This window comes from Janthinobacterium rivuli, assembly GCF_029690045.1.
GTDB classification, from domain to species: domain Bacteria; phylum Pseudomonadota; class Gammaproteobacteria; order Burkholderiales; family Burkholderiaceae_D; genus Janthinobacterium; species Janthinobacterium rivuli.
This window is the reverse complement of record NZ_CP121464.1, coordinates 4,889,618-4,911,548: the sequence shown is the minus strand read 5'-3', so window position 1 is coordinate 4,911,548 and position 21,931 is coordinate 4,889,618. Positions and strand designations below refer to the sequence as shown.

At 64.9% G+C, this 21,931-nt stretch carries 12 protein-coding genes and 1 pseudogene; 3 read left to right on the top strand and 10 right to left on the bottom strand.

Features of this window, described 5'->3' with window-relative positions; all coding sequences use genetic code 11:
* Positions 1-530 precede the first annotated feature (530 nt).
* On the top strand, positions 531-6,689 hold the full coding sequence (locus P9875_RS22310) for a putative Ig domain-containing protein (RefSeq protein ID WP_278316623.1): 6,159 nt from the start codon (positions 531-533) through the stop codon (positions 6,687-6,689).
* A 167-nt stretch (positions 6,690-6,856) separates the two neighbouring features.
* A complete protein-coding gene (locus P9875_RS22305; protein ID WP_255206422.1) occupies positions 6,857-7,150 on the top strand; it encodes a DUF6916 family protein in 294 nt (97 codons plus the stop codon).
* A gap of 69 nt (positions 7,151-7,219) precedes the next feature.
* On the opposite strand, the gene P9875_RS22300 is transcribed toward P9875_RS22305, so the two are convergent.
* The 4 genes and pseudogenes from P9875_RS22300 to P9875_RS22285 form a co-directional block, all read right to left on the bottom strand.
* The gene (locus tag P9875_RS22300) at positions 7,220-7,753 is read right to left on the bottom strand and encodes a phage tail protein (protein ID WP_278316622.1); all 534 of its coding nucleotides are present in this window, start codon (positions 7,751-7,753) and stop codon (positions 7,220-7,222) included.
* Between the two features lie 48 nt (positions 7,754-7,801).
* Positions 7,802-8,335: a phage tail protein gene (locus P9875_RS22295; protein WP_176391028.1), complete on the bottom strand. Its 534-nt coding sequence runs from the start codon at positions 8,333-8,335 to the stop codon at positions 7,802-7,804.
* 30 nt (positions 8,336-8,365) lie between these two features.
* Complete coding sequence (locus P9875_RS22290) at positions 8,366-8,623, bottom strand: phage tail protein (RefSeq protein ID WP_278318889.1); 258 nt, start codon at positions 8,621-8,623, stop codon at positions 8,366-8,368.
* Positions 8,624-8,770: 147 nt separating this feature from the next.
* A pseudogene (locus P9875_RS22285) lies at positions 8,771-8,866 on the bottom strand (tail fiber protein); the annotation flags it as partial.
* Between the two features lie 367 nt (positions 8,867-9,233).
* Between P9875_RS22285 and P9875_RS22280 the strand changes: the two are divergent.
* Positions 9,234-16,169 carry an IPT/TIG domain-containing protein gene (locus P9875_RS22280; protein ID WP_278316621.1) on the top strand — a complete coding sequence of 2,312 codons (6,936 nt, stop codon included), beginning with the start codon at positions 9,234-9,236 and terminating at the stop codon, positions 16,167-16,169.
* A gap of 40 nt (positions 16,170-16,209) precedes the next feature.
* Here the strand turns inward: P9875_RS22280 and P9875_RS22275 are convergent, their stop codons facing one another.
* From P9875_RS22275 to P9875_RS22250, 6 genes are all read right to left on the bottom strand, one after another.
* Complete coding sequence (locus P9875_RS22275) at positions 16,210-16,461, bottom strand: hypothetical protein (RefSeq protein ID WP_278316620.1); 252 nt, start codon at positions 16,459-16,461, stop codon at positions 16,210-16,212.
* Positions 16,462-16,500: 39 nt separating this feature from the next.
* Positions 16,501-17,121 (bottom strand): hypothetical protein, encoded by a 621-nt coding sequence (locus P9875_RS22270; RefSeq protein WP_176390204.1) that lies wholly within the window; start codon positions 17,119-17,121, stop codon positions 16,501-16,503.
* Between the two features lie 217 nt (positions 17,122-17,338).
* Positions 17,339-18,013 (bottom strand): hypothetical protein, encoded by a 675-nt coding sequence (locus tag P9875_RS22265; protein ID WP_176390203.1) that lies wholly within the window; start codon positions 18,011-18,013, stop codon positions 17,339-17,341.
* Between the two features lie 273 nt (positions 18,014-18,286).
* Positions 18,287-20,365 (bottom strand): methyl-accepting chemotaxis protein, encoded by a 2,079-nt coding sequence (locus tag P9875_RS22260; RefSeq protein WP_176390202.1) that lies wholly within the window; start codon positions 20,363-20,365, stop codon positions 18,287-18,289.
* A gap of 57 nt (positions 20,366-20,422) precedes the next feature.
* Positions 20,423-21,217, bottom strand: coding sequence for a TorF family putative porin (locus P9875_RS22255; RefSeq protein ID WP_278316619.1), 795 nt, complete (start codon positions 21,215-21,217; stop codon positions 20,423-20,425).
* 239 nt (positions 21,218-21,456) lie between these two features.
* A complete protein-coding gene (locus P9875_RS22250; protein WP_176390200.1) occupies positions 21,457-21,870 on the bottom strand; it encodes a hypothetical protein in 414 nt (137 codons plus the stop codon).
* Positions 21,871-21,931: the final 61 nt, after the last annotated feature.

Below are 21,931 nucleotides of genomic sequence, written 5' to 3'. Positions count from 1 at the left end.
GGCGTCGTCACATATCTCACACAGCAGGGGAAAGCAGGCTTGCCTGTGCCGAGCGGGGGGCGCTTTACCCTTCAGTGCCGCGCAAATAGCGCGCCACGGCATCGCTGCCAGCCATACGCTCCGCTCGGAAGCAGTGCTTGAAACAGTGTTATTTTTTCAAAACACTTGTCAAATGAGACATAAATGAGACAGTTTTTAATGGAATTTGATTTTTCTTAAAGACAGTGGCCTTTAGCATTACCTTATCGTTGCTTTTTATGCCACTTATAGTAGGATGCATTGATCAAAAGCAAGTCTCATAATCCTGGTAAACCTTTTCTGCATGCTGACTGGCGGCTGAAAAATCGGTGTGAATGTTTGTCAAGGTGTGCGGCTATTCGGGCAAGGTTCAGTCCCAAAAAATGTATGAAGGAAGACAAATGTTTCTAAATTTCACGAAATTTGGATGGCTATCCACGCCCGTGCGGGGTGTCGATGGCTGCATTGCCGGAGCCCATGGCGCGCCGCCTGCCCAAGGTCTGGCGCCGTCAATGCTGATGTACCTGGCGGGAACTTTGCTATTTGTCTTGCTGTCCCTTTTTTCCAGCCAGGCTTCCGCCGCCAGCACCTGCCCGAGCCCGCGCGCCGTCAGCGTCGTCGCGGGGGGAGAGTATTACGAGGATTACACCAATGCGCCTTGTTCCCAGTTCGGCCTGACGGGAACCCTGGTGGCGCCGCTGTATGGCACGCTGGAAGATTCAAATGCCACGAATGCCGTACGCTACAAAAATACAGTTCTCAGCGCGACTTCGGACACGTTTACCGTCAGGGACGATGTGGGGCAGCCCATCGTCTACAACGTCACGATCACCTCGGCCATCGTGGTGGCGCCGGCCACCGTGCCAAATGCCACGGTGGCCCAGGCATACCCCACGACAACGTTTACATCGACGGGTGGCGCGGCGCCGTACACCTATGTCATCAGCGCTGGCGCCTTGCCGGCTGGCATGAGCTTGAGTGCTGGCGGTGTGCTGTCGGGTACGCCGACAGCGGGCGGCACCTTCAACTTCACCGTGCGCGCCACCGACTCGCTGGCCATCAATGGCACGCGCCCGTATACGCTGACGGTCTCCGCGCCCACCATCGCCATCTTGCCGACGACCCTGCCGGCAATGACATCCGGTGTCGCCTACAGCCAGACGATAGCTGCCAGCGGCGGCACCGGCACGTACACCTATGCCAGAACGGCCGGCAGCCTGCCAGCAGGCCTTACCCTGGCATCGAACGGCACCCTGTCCGGCACGCCCACAGCGGCCGGGGCCTATAGTTTTACTGTCACCGCGACCGACAGCAGTACCGGCGCCGGCCCCTATTCGGGCGCGCGCGCCTATTCCGGCACGGTAGCGCCCGGTGCGCCGACGGCCGGTGCCGCCAGCGCCACGGTGGCTTACGGCAGCAGCGCCAACCCGATCACCCTGAACCTGAGCGGCGGTGCGGCGACGTCGGTGGCCATCAGCTCCAGCGCCTTGCATGGCACGGCGACGGCCAGCGGCACCAGCATCACCTATACGCCGACAGCAGGCTACGGCGGGCCGGACAGCTTTACCTACACGGCCAGCAACGGCATCGGCACTTCGACGCCGGCCACCGTGACGATCACGGTTGCCAGCCCCACCATCGTCCTTGCACCGAGCACCGTGCCGGCGGCAACCGTCGCGCTAGCCTACAGCCAGACTGTGACGGCCGCGAACGGCACGGGTCCCTACACTTACGCCATCAGCGCCGGCTCCCTGCCGACCGGACTCAGCCTGAATACGGCTACCGGTACGCTGTCGGGTACGCCGACGGCCGGCGGCGTCTTTAACTTCACCGTGCGCGCCACGGACAGTTCGACCGGCGACGGTCCGTACGTGGGCGCGCGCGCCTACTCGCTGACGGTGGCGTCGCCAACGCTCGGCGTCGCCCCGTCGACCCTGCCGGTGCCGACAGTGGGCGTGGCCTACAGCCAGGCCATTACCGCCAGCGGCGGCACGGCAGCGTACAGCTATGCCGTCACCGCCGGCAGCGTGCCTGCGGGCTTGAGCCTGGCGGCGAACGGTACCTTGTCCGGCACGCCCACAAATGCTGGCGCCTACAGCTTTACGGTCACCGCGACCGACAGCAGTGGCGGCGCCGGCCCCTATACGGGGGCGCGTGCGTATTCCGGCACGGTAGCGCCTGGTGCGCCGACGGCCGGTGCTGTCAGCGCCACAGTGGCCTACGGCAGCAGCGCCAACCCGATCACCCTGAACCTGGGCGGCGGTGCCGCAACATCGGTAGCGGTGGCGTCCGCCGCCAGCCATGGCACGGCGACATCCAACGGCACCAGCATTACCTATACGCCGACGGCCGGCTACGGCGGACCGGACAGCTTTACCTATACGGCCAGCAACGGCGTGGGTACCTCGGCGCCGGCCACTGTGACGATCACGGTTGGCGGACCCACCATCACGATTACGCCAAGCACCGTGCCCGCGGCAACTGTGGGGACGGCCTATAGCGAGAACGTGACTGCCGCGAACGGCGCCGCGCCCTACACCTATGCGATCAGCGCTGGCGCCTTGCCAGCCGGGCTCAGCCTGAATACGTCCACAGGTTTGCTCTCGGGCACGCCGACGGCGGCAGGCACGTTCAATTTCACCGTGCGCGCCGAGGACAGTTCGACGGGCAGCGGCCCGTATGCCGGCGCGCGTGCTTATTCGCTGACGGTGGCTGCGCCAACGATCAGCATCGTGCCGGCGACCCTGCCGGCCATGACGGCAGGCGTCGCCTTCAGCCAGGCTATCACCGCCACGGGCGGCACGCCAGCCTATAACTATGCCGTTACCGCTGGCAGCCTGCCCACTGGCTTGACCCTGGCGGCGGACGGCACCCTGTCCGGCACGCCGGCGGCAGCGGGCGCTTACAGCGTCACCATTACCGCCACCGACAGCAGCACCGGCGCAGGCGCTCCCTTCTCTGGCTCACGCGCCTATTCCGGCAGCGTGGCACCGGGTGCGCCCATTGCCGGCAATGTCAGCGTCACGGTAGCCTACGGCAGCAGCGCCAACCCGATCACCTTGAGCCTGAGCGGCGGCGCGGCAACTTCCGTGGCCATCGCCACTGGCGCTATGCACGGCACGGCGACGGCCAGCGGCACCAGCATTACCTACACGCCGACGGCCGGTTATGGCGGGCCGGACAGCTTTACCTACACGGCCAGCAACGGCATCGGCACCTCGACGGCAGCCACCGTGACCATCACCGTGGGCACGCCGACGGTGACGATTGTGCAAACCAGCGTAGCTGGTGGAACAGTCGGCGCGGCCTACAGCCAGACCCTGACGGCCGCAAATGGTCTGGCACCATACACCTACGCGATCAGCGCCGGCGCCTTGCCGGCCGGCGTGAGCCTGTCCAGTGCCGGTCTGCTGGCGGGCACGCCGACGGCAGGCGGTACCTTCAACTTCACCGTGCGCGCCACGGACAGTTCGACGGGCAGCGGTCCCTATGCTGGCGCGCGGGCTTATTCGCTGACGGTGGCGTCGCCAACGATCAGCGTTGCGCCGGCGACCCTGCCGGCCATGACGGCCGGCGTCGCTTTCAGCCAGGCCATCACCGCCTCGGGCGGCACGGCAGCGTACAGCTATGCCGTCACCACCGGCAGCCTGCCGGTGGGGCTGAGCTTGGCGGCGAACGGCACCCTGTCGGGCACGCCGACGACGGCCGGGGCCTACAGCTTCAGCATCACCGCCACGGACAGCAGCACCGGCAGTGGACCATATACAAACGCCCATGCCTATTCCGGCACGGTGGCGATCGCCGTGCCCGTCGCTGGCGCCGTGACCACCACGGTGGCTTACGGCAGCAGCGCCAATCCGGTGACCCTGAACCTGGGCGGCGGCGCGGCAAGCTCGGTGGCGGTGGCTTCCGGCGCCAGTCATGGCACGGCGACGGCCAGCGGCACCAGCATCACCTACACGCCGACGCCAGGTTACAGCGGCAGCGACAGCTTTAGCTACACGGCCACGAATGGCAGCGGCACGTCCGCTCCCGGCACCGTGACGGTCACCGTGGGCGCGCCGACGGTCAGCCTGGCGCCAGCCAGCTTGCCCAACCCAGCGGCGGAAGCGGCTTACAGCACGACCCTGACGGCGGCGGGCGGCACGGCGCCGTATACATTCAGCGTGACCAGCGGCAGCCTGCCGGCCGGCCTGAGTCTGAACACGGCCACCGGCGTGCTGTCCGGCACGACGAATGTGGCGGGCAGCTTCCCGTTCAGCATCAAGGTCACCGACAGCAGCACGGGTGCGGGCGCGCCGTTCAGCGCGACCAACAGCTACACCCTGGCCGTGGCGGCGCCGGTATTGACCCTGACGCCGGCCAGCCTGGCGGCGATCCGCGCCGGCGACGCGTATAGCCAGACATTCACGGCCGCTGGCGGTGTCGCTCCGTACGCATATTCCGTGAGCGGCGGCGCCTTGCCGACCGGCCTGGTGCTCAATGCGGCGACGGGTATCGTCATCGGCACGCCGACCGTGGCGGGCAGCTTTGCCTTTACCTTGCAAGCGAAGGATGCGCATCAGTTCACGGTGCAGCAGGCGCTGACCCTGCAGGTGAACCAGGCGCCGCCGCCGGTGCCGAATGAAACGGCGACCACCTCGTCCAACCAGGAAGTGAGCCTGACCATCGCGTCCACGGATGGCAGCCCGATCACGGCAGTGACCATCGTCACGCCGCCGCAGCACGGCACCGTCACGGTGGTGTCGAGCGGCGCGGCGGGCGGCGGCAGCGGCCGCTCTTTCAAGGTGATGTATGTGCCGAATGCGAACTACTTCGGCCCTGACGCCTTCAGCTACACGGCGACGGGCCCGGGCGGCACGTCCGCGCCGGCCACGGTCAGCCTGACGGTGGCGCCGCAGCCGGTGCCGGTCCCGGTCGCCAAGACGGCGACGGTGCTGGCCGGCACGCCGGTGACCTTGAACGTGACGCAAGGCGCGACGGGCGGGCCGTTCACGGCGGTGGCGATTACCACGCAGCCGGCCAGCGGCACGGCGGTGGTCAATGGTATGGACATCGTCTACACGCCAGGCATCAACACCAGCGGCGAGATCCGCATCGGCTACACCGTGTCGAACGCCTTCGGCACCTCGGCGCCGGTGACGTCGACGATAGCCGTCAATCCGATGCCGCAAGTGCTCAGCCAGAGTGCCACGGTGGTGGCCGGCCTGACGGTCACCGTCGACCTGACGGCGGGCGCCACGGGCGGCCCGTTCACGGCGGCGAATGTCCTGAGCGTGGCGCCGGCGGAAGCGGGCAAGGCGGTGGTGCGCGATGTCGGCACGGCCGGCAAGCCGTCGTACCAGCTGAGCTTTGCGGCCTCGGGCAAGTTCGCCGGCGCGGCCGTGGTCAGCTATACCCTGAGCAATGCGTATGCCACCTCGAAGCCGGGTGTGGTCAACGTGACCGTGACGGCGCGGCGCGACCCGTCTGTCGATCCGGAAGTGATCGGCCTGCAGGCGGCGCAAGCCGATGCGGCGCGGCGCTTTGCCAGCGCGCAGCTGTCGAACTTCACGCAGCGCCTGGAAAGCCTGCATGGCGATGGCTGGGGACGTTCGAACTTTGGCCTGAGCCTGACGCCGCCGAACGACAGCGGCAATCCGACGGCGGCGCTGGCGCGCTGGCAGGCGGACGAAGCGGACCGCGTGTTCGGCACGGCCGTGAAACCGTTCATGCGCAAGGCGGCCTTGCGTCAGGTTGACACAGGTTTCAGCAGCGAGCGGCAGCAGGTGGACGTCAGTGGCGCCACCAGCGGTTTGCCCGACATGCCGCAAAAGCCGGACACGCAGAAGCAGGCGTTGTCGCTGTGGCTCGGTGGCGCGGTGGACTTCGGCCAGCACTATGTGAATGGCCGCGAGACGGGTTTCCGTTTCCGCACGAATGGTGTCAGCGTGGGCGGCGACTACCGCCTCAGCGACCTGGCCACCCTGGGCGTGGGCGCCGGTTTCAGCCATGACCGCAGCGACGTGGGCCAGAACGGCAGCCGCAGCACGGCCGACAGCGCCGTGGCGGCCGTGTATGGCAGCCTGCGTCCGAGCAAGGGCGTCTTCCTTGACGGCGTGCTCGGCTACGGCACCCTGCAATACGACGCCTCGCGCTACCTGAGTGACGGCAGCGGTTTCGCCACGGGCGAGCGCGACGGCAAGCAGGTGTTTGGCGCGCTGGTCGGCGGTATCGAGATGCGCCAGGAAACCTGGATGTGGTCGCCGTATGGCCGCGTGGAACTGATGTCGGCCAAGCTTGATCCGTACACGGAGAAGGCGGCGGGCATTAACGCGCTGAGCTACTTCAAGCAGACCGTGCGTTCGCGCATCGGCGCGCTGGGCGTCCGGGCCGAGGGCATCTATGTGGGCGGTCTGGGCACATGGTTCCCGCGCGCGCGGCTCGAGTACCGGCACCAGTTCCAGGGCGCCGACGATGCGCGCCTGGCGTATGCCGACCTGGCGGCGGATGGCCCCGTGTACGTGATCCGCACGGTGCCGCAGCAGACGGGCAACTGGACGGCGGGGCTGGGCGTGAAACTGCTGCTGTCGAATGGCATGACGATTACACTGGACTACAACAGCAATCTGAACATCGATAGCGGACGGACCCAGTCGGTGATGTTCGGTATCGCCATGCCGCTCAAGTAGGGCTGCGCATCAAGGAAGTGACGCCACGGGGCGGGAGCGGCTTGCTCCCGCCCCGTGGCGCATGCGGGGGATGGTTTTTTCATGTCATTGCCGTGCCAGGGCGGCAATGATTCCATTAGAATCAGACATCGTCTTGACCACACTGCTTACGGAATGGAATGCCTGGAATGATGAATGTCCTGACCCTCGAACATTTTGCCGCGCGCATCAATGAGACGTTTATTGCGGCCAGTGACGGCAATGCCGCCTTTGTCCTGAAAGAAGTGCAGCCGCTGCCGTCAGCGACCCTGGAGGGCTTGATGCGCAAGCCGTTCAGCCTGTTGTTTCACCATAGCTCGCCCATCCTGTTCAACCAGAAAATCTTCCAGATGCAGCATGAGGCGTTTGGCGAGGTGGGTATTTTTCTGGTGCCGGTGGCGCGCGACAGCCACGGTTTTCTGTACCAGGCCGTATTCAACTGAGGCCGGTATGGGGAGTAGGGAAGGGCAGGGCGGCGCCGCGATGGCGCCGCCTGCCTGGGGTAATCCAACTTAGTCGAATGACGGAAACTCGCCTTGCAGCGCGATGCAGAAATTGACCGCCAGCATCGGCTGGCGGTTTTCGTGCGCCTGTCCGCCACCGGCACTACCGATCGTGGACGGGGACAGCGATACATTGGGTGGCGCCGTCGGCACGAACGCGGACGTGCCGCCAAGCGCAATCAAGCCATCGCCCGAAAGCGGCGTGTTGTGCTGCAGGGCGGCGGTGGGCTGGCGGTACACATTGAGTTGATGGCTGTGGTTCGGCATCTCCGTGGCGTTCAACGTGACACTGTTGGTGCCGAAGGTTTCGCCCATCACGCGCGGTGTCAGGCCTGGTCCTTGTCCCTGGCTGCAGGGCGCGCGTCCCGTGAAGTTGGGCAACTGGAAGGTGGTGGTGCCATTGCCGCCATACTGCGTGCCGATCAAGGAAAACAGCGCGCTGTATTGCTGGATTTGCAGGGTGGCGCCATTGCAGCTGGCCCATCCGTAGGGTGTGAAATTGAAGCCGAAGACTTGTATCTCGCCAAGGTATGGTGATGTCACGGTAGGTTCTCCTGATCGATTTTATGGGCTGCGCTTGCGTGCCGGCTGTTATTGCTGGGATGGGAAAATGCCTGCCCATGCGATGCAAAATGAGGCCGTCAGGGTTGGCATGGTGTTCTCGTGCGGCAGGTTGCCGCCTGTCGCGCCCGTGGCGGCCGGTGCCAGTGCATAGGCGGTCAGGCCGGTCAGGTCGCTCGTGTACATCTTGTCGTTATTCGACGGGGCCGTCAGCAGCAAGTTGGCCGCCGGCACATTCGCCGTTGCCAGGGTGCTGTTCACATTGAACGGGTGCGTATGCAAAGGCAGCTGGGTCGGCAGCAGGGTCACCGATTCGCTGCCGCTGCGTTGTCCGATCACGCGGCTGCTCAGGCCGGGGCCGGTTCCCATGTGCAGGGGAACCTGGCCGCGCAGGTCGGGCACGGCAAAGGTGGTGACGCCGTCGCCGCCGTAGGTGGTCCCCAGCAGGACGTACAGTACTTCGTATTCGGAGATCGGTTTCAGGCTGCCGTCGCAGGCGAACCAGCCGCTGGGAATGCGCGGAAAGGAAAACAGGCGAATTTCGCCGACATAGGGTGTGGTCATGACTATGCTCCGTAAGAAGTGGCTGATTCGTTAGTTGCGCGACGGGAAGATACCGTTCAAGGCGATATTGAAGTTGATGACCGAGAACGGCTGCATGTTGGGATGCGCCTGGTTGCCACCGGCCAACGCCAGGGTCTGGCCGGACAGGGTGACTTGCGGTCCGGCCGAACCGTAGATGGATTCCGCGCCACTGCCGCCAAACACGGTATTCGTGGGATTTTTCGAGGTGCCGGGCGTCGTCACCGCATTGGCCGCATGCGTGTGCGGCGGAATTTGGGTCGGTAGCAAGGTGACAGTCTCCTGCCCCGCCCGCGTGCCGGTCTGATAAGGCGCGGGTTGCCAGGAACCATCCACCGAACTGCCAGCTCCCACAGGAGTGCAGCCTTGCAAATTAGGCAAGGCAAAGGTGGTGCTGCCATTCCCCCCGTAAGCGGTGCCCAGCAGCGAAAACAGCGCCTGATTCTGCGCAATAGGCAGCATTTGCCCGTTACATGCTGCAAAGCCACGCGGCGCAAAATTGAAGCCGCCCATCATGATTTGTCCTAGGTACACATCAGCCATCATCGTTCTCCCACGGTTGGAATAGCATTAAATTTCAAATGGGAAATATTTTCCATTTGTAATCAATCTTGCGTTTTGAAAAACCCTTTTTGTTATAGTTACTTTATTGAAATCTCGGAGTAGCATACGTTGTCATATGGCAAGCGTCAACACCTGTTGGCACTCTGGAAGAGCTCGTAATTAGCATCGCTGGCGGCCTGAAATCACCCTCATTTTTGTCTGAATTTCGTCTGAAAAACTCTGTATTGGAGAAACTATGTTGCGTACTTGCAACGATATTATTGGCCGCCCGGCATTTTCTTTTCTGCTCGCTTTGTTTGCTGGAAATCGCAAGCGAATGCCGAATCGCGCGCCCGCCGTGACGTCGGTATCTTGCCGTTTTGCGCAGTGCTTCGCTTCGCTTTGCTTGCTGGTGCTGGCGTTCGTCGCCAATCCGGCGCAGGCCTTGCCGAGCGTGAAATGTACGGCCAGCCAGAGTTTTTCAGTCGCCTCGGGCGGCTCGCATATCATCGACCTGTCGTCCTGCAGCGGATTCGGCCTGATTGACAATAACGCGACGCCCTTGCACGGCACCATTACAGGCCTCGTCAATAACAGCGATGGCATCGCCACCTATATCAATAATGGTGACGGGGCGCTGTCCGACAGCTTTATCCTGTTCGACGAGGATAGCCAGGAAGTGACTTTTACGGTCACCGTTTTACCTCCCGCTGCAGCCTTCACCGTGTCGCCGGGCAGTTTGACGCCACCCGTGATCGGCGTGCCGTACAGCCAGGCCATGTCGGCGAGCGGTGGCGTCGCTCCCTACACTTACGCGCCTGACTCGGGAACCTGGCCCCCTGGCATCAGCGTGTCGCCGAGCGGCGTGATTTCCGGTACCGTGACGGCGACCGGCGCCTATGTGTTCAGCGTCAAGGTCACCGATACGACCCCGGGCACGCCGCAAGTGGTCATCAAGAACTATTCCGTGTCGATCGCCATACCGATCTTGTCCATCACGCCCACCACCCTGACGGCGGGAGGTCTGGCGACGCCCTACAGCCAGCAGATGTCGACCGCGAATGGCACCGCGCCCTATACCTATGTGGTGGAGTCGGGTGCCTTGCCCACAGGCCTGAACATGTCGAGCAGCGGCCTGATTTCGGGCACGCCCACCGCCCTGGGCACCTATAACTTTGTGATCAAATCCACCGATGTCACGGGCGGCAACGGACCGTACAACACGTCCAGAAGCTATTCCCTGGTGATCAACGCCCAGCCGCCGCCGACCATCACTGGCGTGACGCCGGCGTCCGGCCCAGCCTCTGGCGGCACTGCCGTCACCATTACCGGTACCGGCTTTACGGGCGTCACGGCGCTGAAGTTTGGCGCCAACAATGGCGTCGCCGTCACCGTCGTCAATGCCACGACCATGACCGCCACCTCGCCAGCGGGCAGCGCCGGCACCGTGAACGTGACCGTCACCGCCAGCGGCGGCACCAGCGCCACCGGCGCCGCCAACCAGTTCACGTATATTCCTGCGCCAACGGTCACCAGCATTTCGCCCACGGCAGGTCCTACCGCCGGCGGCAGTAGCGTCATCATCACGGGCACGGGCTTTACCGGCGCCACGGCAGTGACCTTTGGCGCGACTCCCGCCACCGGCTTCACCGTCAACAGCGCCACGCAGATCACGGCGACGGCGCCAGCTGGCAGCAGCGGCACGGTCGACGTGCGCGTCACGACGACGGGCGGCACCAGCGCTACCAGCGCCGCGGACCAGTTCACCTTTGTGGCCGCACCGACGGTGACGAGCATTTCGCCCACTGCCGGCCCGGCTACGGGCGGCAGCACCGTCATCATCACCGGTACGGGTTTCAGCACGACGACGGCGGTGACCTTCGGCGCCACGTCGGCCATCGGCTTTACGGTCAACAGCGCCACGCAGATCACGGCGACGGCACCCGCCGGTACAGGTACGGTGGACGTGCGCGTCACTTCGCTCGGCGGCACCAGCGCCACCAGCGCCGCCGATCAATTTACCTTTGTGGCAGCGCCGGTGGTGAGCAGCATTTCGCCCACTTCCGGTCCTACGACCGGCGGCACCATCGTCATCATCACGGGGGCGAATTTCAGCGGCACGACAGCCGTGACGTTTGGCGCCACATTGGCCAGCGGCTTTACGGTCAACAGCGCCACGCAGATCACGGCGACGGCGCCCGTGGGCAGCGCAGGCACGGTCGATGTGCGCGTCACTTCGGCCGGCGGCACCAGCGCCACGAGTGCCAACGATCAATTTACCTACGTGGCGGTGCCGACTGTGAGCAGCATTTCTCCGACGGCGGGTCCCGCCAGCGGCGGCACCACGGTCACCATCACCGGTTCGAATTTTAGCGGCACGACGGCGGTGACCTTCGGCGCCACGTCGGCGGCCGGCTTTACCGTCAACAGCGCCACGCAGATCACGGCGACGGCGCCAAGCGGCACGGGCACGGTCGACGTGCGCGTCACCACGACGGGCGGCACCAGCGCCACCAGCGCGGCAGACCAGTACACCTTTGTCGCGGCGCCGGCAGTGACGAGCATTTCACCGACGGCGGGTCCTTCTACGGGCGGCACCACGGTCATCATCAGTGGTTCGAATTTCAGCGGCACGACGGCGGTGACGTTTGGCGCCACATCGGCCGCCGGCTTTACCGTCAACAGCGCCTCGCAGATCACGGCGACGGCGCCAGCCGGCACGGGTACCGTGGATGTGCGCATCACCACGACTGGCGGCACCAGCGCCACCAGTGCGGCCGACCAGTTCACGTATGTGGCCGCACCGGCCGTGAGCGGTATTTCGCCGGGCACGGGGCCGGCTACCGGCGGCACCACGGTCATCATCACAGGCGCGAATTTCAGCGGCGCGACTGCCGTGACGTTCGGCGCCACGTCGGCTGCCGGCTTCACCGTCAACAGCGCCTCGCAGATCACGGCGACGGCGCCCGCCGGGACGGGCACGGTGGATGTGCGCGTGACCACGGTTGGTGGTACCAGCGCCACCGGCGCGGCCGATCAGTTCACTTATTTCGGTGCGCCAGTTGCGGGCGCCGTCAGCGCCTCGGTGGCCTATGGCAGCAGCGCCAACCCGATCACCTTGAGCCTGAGCGGCGGCGCGGCAACTTCCGTGGCCATCGCCACTGGCGCCTCGCACGGCACGGCCAGTGCCAGCGGCACCAGCATCACCTACACGCCGACGCCAGGGTATGGCGGGCCTGACAGCTTCACTTACACCGCCACCAATATCGTCGGCACCTCGGCACCGGCGACCGTGACGATCATGGTCGGCGCGCCCACCCTGACGCTGGCGCCAGGCACCGTGCCCGTGGCAGGCGCAGGTGTGGCCTACAGCCTGAGCGTGAGCGCCGCGAACGGCGCCGCGCCCTATACCTACACGATCAGTGCGGGTGCCTTGCCTGCCGGCATAACCTTGTCCGGCGCGGGCCTGCTGTCGGGCACGCCGACGGCGGTGGGTACCTTCAACTTCACCGTGCTTGCCACGGACAGTTCGACGGGCAGCGGCCCGTACACCGGTTCGCGCGCCTACGCGCTGACGGTGGCGTCACCAGCGATCAGCGTTGCGCCGTCGACCCTGCCGACCATGACGGCCGGCGTCGCCTTCAGCCAGGCCATCACCGCCACGGGCGGCACGCCAGCCTATAACTATGCCGTTTCCGCTGGCAGCCTGCCTGCGGGCCTGAGCCTGGCGGCAAACGGCACCCTGTCGGGCACGCCGACGACGGCAGGCGCCTATAGCTTCACCGTCAGCGCCACCGACAGCAGCACCGGCGCAGGCGCGCCGTTCTCGGGCGCACTCGCGTATTCCGGCACGGTGGCGATTGCCGTGCCTGTCGCTGGCGCCGTGACCACCACGGTGGCTTACGGCAGCAGCGCCAATCCGGTGACCCTGAACCTGGGCGGCGGCGCGGCAAGCTCGGTGGCCGTGGCAGCGGCGCCCGCGCACGGCACGGCGACGGCCAGCGGCACCAGCATCACCTACACGCCGACGCCCGGCTACAGCGGCAGCGACAGCTTTAGCTACACGGCCACGAATGGCAGCGGCACGTCCGCTCCCGGCACCGTGACGGTCACCGTGGGCGCGCCGACGGTCAGCCTGGCCCCGGCCAGCTTGCCCAACCCGACGGCGGAAGCGGCTTACAGCACGACCCTGGCGGCGACGGGCGGCACGGCGCCGTATACATTCAGCGTGACCAGCGGCAGCCTGCCGGCCGGCCTGAGCCTGAACACTGCCACCGGTGTGCTGTCCGGCACGACGAATGTGGCCGGCAGCTTCACGTTCAGCCTGCGTGCCAGCGACAGCAGCACGGGCACGGGCGCGCCATTTAGCGCAAGCAGAAGCTATACCGTGACCGTCTCCGCACCGACCATCACGGTCACGCCAGCCACCTTGCCGGCGGCGACCGTGGCCACGGCGTACAGCCAGCAACTGATGGCCAGCGGCGGCGTTGCTCCCTATGCCTACACGCTGTCGAGCGGCAGCCTGCCTGCTGGCCTGACCTTGAACGCCAGCGGTTTGCTCAGCGGCACGCCAACGGCGGGTGGCAGTTTTACCTTGACGGTGCAGGCGGCCGATGCGCACCTGTTTACCGGTGCGCAAAGCTATACCCTGGTTGTTGCCTCGGCCACGGTCAGCCTGGCCCCGGCCAGCCTGCCTAACCCGACGGCGGAAGCGGCTTACAGCACAGCCCTGACGGCGACGGGCGGCACAGCGCCGTACACCTACAGCGTGACCAGCGGCAGCCTGCCTGCCGGCCTGAGCCTGAACACTGCCACCGGCGTACTGTCAGGCACGACGAATGTGGCCGGCAGCTTCCCGTTCAGCATCAAGGTCACCGACAGCAGCACGGGCACGGGCGCGCCGTTCAGCGCGACCAACAGCTATACCCTGGCCGTGGCGGCGCCGGTATTGACACTGACGCCGGCCAGCCTGGCGGCGATCCGCGCCGGCGACGCATATAGCCAGGCATTCACGGCCGCTGGCGGCGTCGCGCCATATGCGTATTCGCTGAGCAGCGGCGCCTTGCCGACCGGCCTGGTGCTCAATGCGGCGACCGGTATCGTCAGCGGCACGCCGACGGTGGCGGGCAGCTACAACTTCACCTTGCAAGCGAAGGATGCGCACCAGTTCACGGTGCAGCAGGCGCTGACCCTGCAGGTGAACCAGGCGCCGCCGCCGGTGCCGAATGAAACGGCGACCACCTCGTCCAACCAGGAAGTGAGCCTGACCATCGCGTCGACGGATGGCAGCCCGATCACGGACGTGACCATCGTCACGCCGCCGCAGCACGGCACCGTCACGGTGGTTGCGAGCGGCGCGGCGGGCGGCGGCAGCGGCCGCTCTTTCAAGGTGACGTATGTGCCGAATGCCAACTACTTCGGCCCTGACGCCTTTAGCTACACGGCGACGGGTCCGGGCGGCACGTCCGCGCCGGCCACGGTCAGCCTGACGGTGGCGCCGCAGCCCGTGCCGGTGCCGGTCGCCAAGACGGCGACGGTATTGGCCGGCACGCCGGTGACCTTGAACGTGACGCAAGGCGCGACGGGCGGGCCGTTCACGGCGGTGGCCATCACCACGCAGCCGGCCAGCGGCACGGCGGTGGTCAATGGCCTGGACATCGTCTACACGCCAGGCATCAACACCAGCGGCGACATCCGCATCGGCTACACCGTGTCGAACGCGTTCGGCACCTCGGCGCCGGTGACGTCGACGATAGCCGTCAATCCGATGCCGCAAGTGCTCAGCCAGAGCGCCACGGTGGTGGCCGGCCTGACGGTCACCGTCGACCTGACGGCGGGCGCCACGGGCGGCCCGTTCACGGCGGCCAATGTCCTGAGCGTGGCGCCGGCGGAAGCGGGCAAGGTGGTGGTGCGCGATGTCGGCACGGCCGGCAAGCCGTCGTACCAGCTGAGCTTTGCGGCCTCGGGCAAGTTCGCCGGCGCGGCCGTCGTCAGCTACACCCTGAGCAATGCCTTCGCCACCTCGAAACCGGGCGTGGTCAACGTGACCGTGACGGCGCGGCGCGACCCGTCCGTCGATCCGGAAGTGATCGGCCTGCAGGCGGCGCAAGCCGATGCGGCGCGGCGCTTTGCCAGCGCGCAGCTGTCGAACTTCACGCAGCGCCTGGAAAGCCTGCATGGCGATGGCTGGGGACGTTCGAACTTTGGCCTGAGCCTGACGCCGCCGAACGACAGCGGCAATCCGACGGCGGCGCTGGCGCGCTGGCAGGCGGACGAAGCGGACCGCGTGTTCGGCACGGCCGTGAAACCGTTCATGCGCAAGGCGGCCTTGCGTCAGGTTGACACAGGTTTCAGCAGCGAGCGGCAGCAGGTGGACGTCAGTGGCGCCACCAGCGGTTTGCCCGACATGCCGCAAAAGCCGGACACGCAGAAGCAGGCGTTGTCGCTGTGGCTCGGTGGCGCGGTGGACTTCGGCCAGCACTATGTGAATGGCCGCGAGACGGGTTTCCGTTTCCGCACGAATGGTGTCAGCGTGGGCGGCGACTACCGCCTCAGCGACCTGGCCACCCTGGGCGTGGGCGCCGGTTTCAGCCATGACCGCAGCGACGTGGGCCAGAACGGCAGCCGCAGCACGGCCGACAGCGCCGTGGCGGCCGTGTATGGCAGCCTGCGTCCGAGCAAGGGCGTCTTCCTTGACGGCGTGCTCGGCTACGGCACCCTGCAATACGACGCCTCGCGCTACCTGAGTGACGGCAGCGGTTTCGCCACGGGCGAGCGCGACGGCAAGCAGGTGTTTGGCGCGCTGGTCGGCGGTATCGAGATGCGCCAGGAAACCTGGATGTGGTCGCCGTATGGCCGCGTGGAACTGATGTCGGCCAAGCTTGATCCGTACACGGAGAAGGCGGCGGGCATCAACGCGCTCAACTACTTCAAGCAGACCGTGCGTTCGCGCATCGGCGCGCTCGGTGTGCGGGCCGAGGGCATCTATGTGGGCGGCCTGGGCACGTGGTTCCCGCGCGCGCGGCTTGAGTACCGGCACCAGTTCCAGGGCGCCGACGATGCGCGCCTGGCATATGCCGACCTGGCGGCCGATGGTCCCGTGTACGTGATCCGCACGGTGCCGCAGCAGACGGGTAACTGGACGGCGGGGCTGGGCGTGAAACTGCTGCTGTCGAACGGCATGACCATTACACTGGACTACAACAGCAATCTGAACATCGATAGCGGGCGGACCCAGTCGGTGATGTTCGGTATCGCCATGCCGCTCAAGTAATCAACTAGCCCTCAGGCTAGACCTGATCGCCGGCCCGGAGTCAATCCGGTCCGGCGATTTTTTTTGCCGGCGCGCCGTCACAGTGTCGAGGGATGGTCTTGCGCGCCGGCGACGATATCGCGGCACAGGGCCGGCGCCCAGCGCCGCTCCAGCAGCCGGGCAGCAGGGCGTCCAGTGCAGCGTGGGAGGGCAGGGGAAAGGTGTGGTGCGGGATGACAAGCGCCTGTTTTTTTAACAGGTTAGCTTTGTATTTTTGCAATGTCTGTTTGATTTTGCGCAGACAGCTGCTCACGGCCACGAGTCCAGGACGTGGCCGCAGCAGCTCATGCGCTTATTTTTTTACGTAGTGCATGTCCAGCACATACACGCCCTTGTCCAGCACCACCGAATACAGGTCGTTGCCGCGCAAGGACAGGCCGCCGGGGACGCTTAGCGCCGGCTGCATGCCTTCGTCCCACAGGCACGATTCGCCATTGTCCACATCGACGCACCATTGCTGCTGGTTATCGCGCAGCACATATTTCACCGTGGCGCCGCTGCGCTGGAAGGCATAGGCCGGCACCGACGAGGTGAACTTATCGACGCGCAAGCTCGTTGCCGCCGCATTTTCCGCCAGCTTGATCAGCATATCGGCGGTGCCGTCCGGCTTGCCGGTGATCTTCGCGCTCATGCCGTCCGTCGCGATCACGGGGCCGGAGCAATCGGCCTTGAAGTAGGTTTCGCCGGTTGGCGTCAGTTCCAGCGAGCCGCTGCCGTCGTTCTTGAGCGCGATGACGAGCATTTGACGGTCGTGATCGTCGCAAGCCGATTGCCACGTGCCGATATACGCGGCCAGCGGCGAGGTGGTGCCGGAATCGCCGGCAAGCTGCTGCGTGGAACCGCCGCCGCCACCGCCGCAGCCCGTCAGGAGTGCCGCGGCCGAGCCGGCCAATACTGCCAATAATGTTTTCATTCAAAGTCCTTTTTATCCGGCAGCGGTGCGTGCCGTCAACGCGGCCTGATTATAGGAGTATTAATAAGGGGAAAATCTCACCAAATCTATCGCTGAATTGATTTTGATCAAGTCGCGACAATGCGCTGAAATGGTTTGATGGACTGCAGGGGAAATGTGATGTAGCTGCTACGCATTGCGCCGACTGTGCGGCGCAATGGCTAATTCTTGGCTGATTTTATTGTTTTACATAGCGCATATCGAGCACATAAGCACCGTCTTTTTCCATTACGGTAAACAATTCGTTACCGCGCAGGTAAAAGCCACCCTTGCCACTTACTGCCGTTTGTATGCCGGTATCCGGAATGTCCGTGGTGTTGCCATTGCCATCATTGATGTGCCAATGAGGTTTGCCATTCAGCATCACGGTGGTGACGGCCGGACCCGTAATCTGGACGGTGTGGGCTGGAAGCGACGATACGACCTTGTCGATGCGGATGTCCGAAGCCGGGCTGTCCGCCGTCAGCTTGAGCTGAATATTACCTGCGCCATCTGGCGTCGCGGTAATCTTTTCACTCGTGGTTTCCGTAAATTGCACGGGACCGCTGCAATCGGAAGTGGCGAAGGTTTCGCCGTAGGTCGACATTTCCAAAGCGCCACTGCCATCGCCTTTGAGGGCGACGACGAGGCGCTGGCGGTATTGGTCGTCACAAGCGGGTTGCCAAGTGCCAACATAAGCGGCCAGTGCCGGCGGAGGCGGGGGCGCGACCACCACTGGCGGAACGGGAACGGCTACATCACCGCTGGCGCCATTCGCACCGCTATTCGCACCGCTATTGCCATCGCTGCCACCACCGCAGCCGGTCAATGCCACCGTGCCCGATACCATTAATAATGCCAGTACTTTTTTCATGCGTTATTCCTATCAATCTTCAACCGGCTGAAAGCGTGCCGTATGCGCGGCGATATTATAAAGTACATGAGCATCTTATTTTTTTGAAATCTGAAATGGGCCGCAATAAATGGGCCGCAATACTTGGATTGAAAGTGCGGCCATTGAATGGCGGGGAGGAGAAACAGGCGGGTGCCGCGCATGGTAATGCGTGAGGCAGGTATGGAGATGGCAGATTATGAAACGCGTGCCGGCGCCTGAACATGGCGCCGGCCGAAGCCGGAAATGTCCGGCTTAAAACTCTTCCCAGTCATCACCTGCCGGCGCCTTGGCGGGCGCGTGCTGTGTTGCTTGCGGCTTGGCAACATTCAGGCGCTTGGCTGGCGTCGGTGTTTTGGGCGTCGCGGCGCGCGGCGCGGCCGGTGCTGCTGCCAGCGCTGGCTGGCGCGCTTGCTCGCCCAGCTTGAAGACGCTGACCACGTCGGCCAGATGGCTGGCCTGGTCTTGCAGGCTTTCGGCGGCCGCTGCCGCTTCCTCGACGAGGGCCGCGTTTTGCTGCGTCACGCCATCCATTTGCGCCAGCGCCTGGTTGACCTGGGCGATGCCGTCGCTTTGCTCGGTGGTGGCGACGCTGATGTCGGCCATGATGGCGGTGACCTTGCGCACGCTGTCGACCACTTGCTCCATGGTGGCGCCCGCCTCATCGACGAGCTTGCTGCCGGTGGCCACCTTGCCCACGGAATCGTCGATCAGCAGCTTGATTTCCTTGGCCGCCGCGGCCGAGCGTTGTGCCAGGTTGCGTACTTCCGTGGCGACGACGGCGAAACCGCGGCCCTGTTCGCCCGCGCGCGCCGCTTCCACGGCCGCGTTCAGCGCCAGGATATTCGTCTGGAAGGCGATGCCGTCGATGACGCTGATGATGTCGACGATCTTGTTGGACGAGTCGTTAATCGACGTCATCGTTGCTATCACCTTGCCGACCACTTCGCCGCTCTTTTGCGCCACGCTGGAGGCGGAAGCGGCTAGTTGATTGGCCTGGCGCGCATGGTCGGCGTTTTCCTTGACGGTGCCCGTCAGTTCTTCCACCGAGGCGGCCGTTTCTTCCAGCGAGCTGGCTTGCTGTTCCGTGCGGGCCGACAGGTCGTTATTGCCTTGCGCAATTTCCGCGCTGGCACGGGCCACATTGTCGGCACTGGCCTGCACTTGCAGCAGCACGGCGTGGATCTTTTCCACGAAGGCGTTGAAACCCTTGCCGATGACGGCCAGTTCATCCGTGCCCTTGACTTCCAGCTTGACGCGCAGGTCGGCGTCGCCGCTGGACAGGTCCGTCATGGTGCGGCCCAGGGTGCGCAGGGGACGCGTCAGCTGGTTGACGACGAGGATCAAAATTCCGGCCGTGGCCGCCGCGCACAGCAGGGCGACGATCAGGGTGTAAATCATCAGATCGCGCGCCGAGGCGGTGGCCACGCTTTTCGGGAAATTCAGTTCCACGCTCCACGGCGCGATGTCGGGGTGGATCTGCAGCGGCTGCAGCAAGTGGATGTAGCCCTTGTCGTCCTCGTATTCATACGCCTGGCCCTGGCGCACCTTTTCCAGGCCGGCGGCCGGCACGTCGTCCGCCTTCTTGCCCAGCCGTTCAGGCGCGGGATGGCTGGCGTACAGGCCGCCGTTCGAGATCAGGGCCAGCTTGCCGCCTTCGATCACTTTCAGGTCTGCCAGGATTTTCGCCAGGCGTGTGAGCATGAAGTCGGCGCTGGCCGTGCCCTTGAAGCTGCCGTCGATCATGATGGGCGCCACCAGCGAGGCCATCAGCACATCCTTGCCATCGACGGGGTAGATGTACGGTTCCGTAAAGTAAGTCTTGCCCGTGCGCTTGGGCACGTCATACCAGTCGTTGGCGCCCGGTTTCGGGTCGAAGACGATGGGTTCGACTTGCAGCTTGCCGCCGGCACCGCGTGTCCAGTAGGGCATGAAGCGGCCGCTGGCGTCGTAGTTCGGCTTCTGGTTGGCGAAATCCGCATCCTTGCCGTCGAGCGCGTTCGGCTCCCACGTCACGGCCGAGCCCAGCAAGTCTTCCGAGCTGGTCAACGTCGCCTTGGTCAGTTCATTGATCTGCTCGCGCTGCAGGGGCAGGCTGGCGCTTTTGGTGCCGCGCATGGCGCCGGCCAGGCTGGACACGCTGGACAGGTTGCTGGCGATGCGCGCCTGCAGCGCACCGGCCACTTCGCGCGCCGACGTGCGCGCCAGTTCCAGTGCGGCCGCTTCGGCGCTGGCGCTGCTCTTGTAGCCGATCACCGCCGCCGTGACGCCGAGGCTGAGGATGGCGAGCGCGGTGGCGGCGACGCAGATTTTACTGTTCAGTGATAGTTGCATGAGGCTGTTCCTTGATGGGGATAGATATCGGTATCTCGGGCGTCGCGGGTAGCGCGCCTAGAACGTTTTGCTGACGGCCAGCACGAAGGTGGCCGCGGCCGGGTTCGAGGTGTTGAACTGGCCGGCTGCATTCGGGATGCCCAGGGTGTAATGGTCGTAGGCGTCGCTGGCGCCCCAGGCGCGCGTGACGGCGCCGCTGGCGCTCCAGCCGCCGTCGAAGGCCCGGGTGACACCGATCTTGGCGTCGCGCCAGTTCCATATCGCATTGCCCGTGCCCGCCACCCGGCCGTTGCCGGCGTGCAGGTTCAAGGTCCAGGCATTTCCCAGGTCGACGTTCGCGCCCACGTCCAGGTAGCCCGTGCCGCGCGCGTTCGTGATGCCGAAAAAGTCGCGCGTGACGGTATGGTTGTACTTGGCGTACAGCATGCGGTAGGTCAGGCCCAGCGACAGTTCGCCATAGTCGTATTTCACGCCCGTGGCGCGGTAGATGGCGCCCGGATATTTGTAATAGTAGGCCAGCACGCTGTAACCGAGTTCGCCCAGCGTGCCGCCGTAGCCGCCGTACAAGTCCCATTCGACGCTCGCATCCTGAATGTAGCGGTCGCTGACGGTGGACGCCCAGGTGCCCAGCGACCAGCCGCTCGGGTGCGCGTAGTCGGCACCCGCCTGCAGGGCAGGCTTGCCCCAGGTCTGGCGAAAGCCGCGCGAAATGTATTGCGTGGTGAGGCTGGCATTGGCGCTGAAGGTGGCGGCAGTGCTGTCCGTGGTCTGGGCCTGCACGGGCAGGGCGGCTGCCAGCAGGAAGGCGCAGCCCAGCAACGATGAGGCGGGAAAATGGTGGTGCGATGGCATGGCAGTCAGCTCCGTATTTGCTGGCAGCGGCCGTTCAGGCGCGTTGCCCTGATGGTTGCAATAAAAATGCGGAATGGACTTTTATGGAGGCAAGGCAGCTTGCGGGCATGTTCGTCTGACCATGCACACATTCTCACCAAACGTAACTGAAAGGATAGGGGCTGCGGCTAGTGGAAGTCAACAAAGTTGCGCGACGGAAAGCATAAGTTGTTGTTTCCTGGCACTTTTTCATGCGCCTGTCATATTGCTGGTGCGCCACGGCTGGCTGAATGTTGCAAGCTGGCCAGCAGGTCGGGCAGGGCCACATGCAAGGCTTGCAGGTCGCCAGCATTTAGATCTGCCTGCATTTCCACCAGGCCCGAGGGCTGGCCCCAGACGACCTGTGCGCTGAGCCGGGCGCCGGCGTCGAGGCCCGTGACGCTGACCAGCAGGGCGACTTCTTCCGGGGCATCCTCGGGCACGTCCTCAAGCAGGCAGGAAATGCCGAAATGATAATCCTGGAAGGCGCTGGCCGTGCCGCTGGAAAAGGCGAAGACGGAAGCGAGCGCCTGTGGCGCAGCGGCCGCAAGTGACGGCAGGGCGGCGCGAAACAGGGGCAGCAAGTCGTTTTCCAGCTGGTGTACCAGCGGATGAGTGTGGCTGAGGACGGTCATGGGCGGATGAAAGGAGTGGCGGCGCGCGATGGTAGCAGTTTTCGCCGCCGCCGGGGCCGTC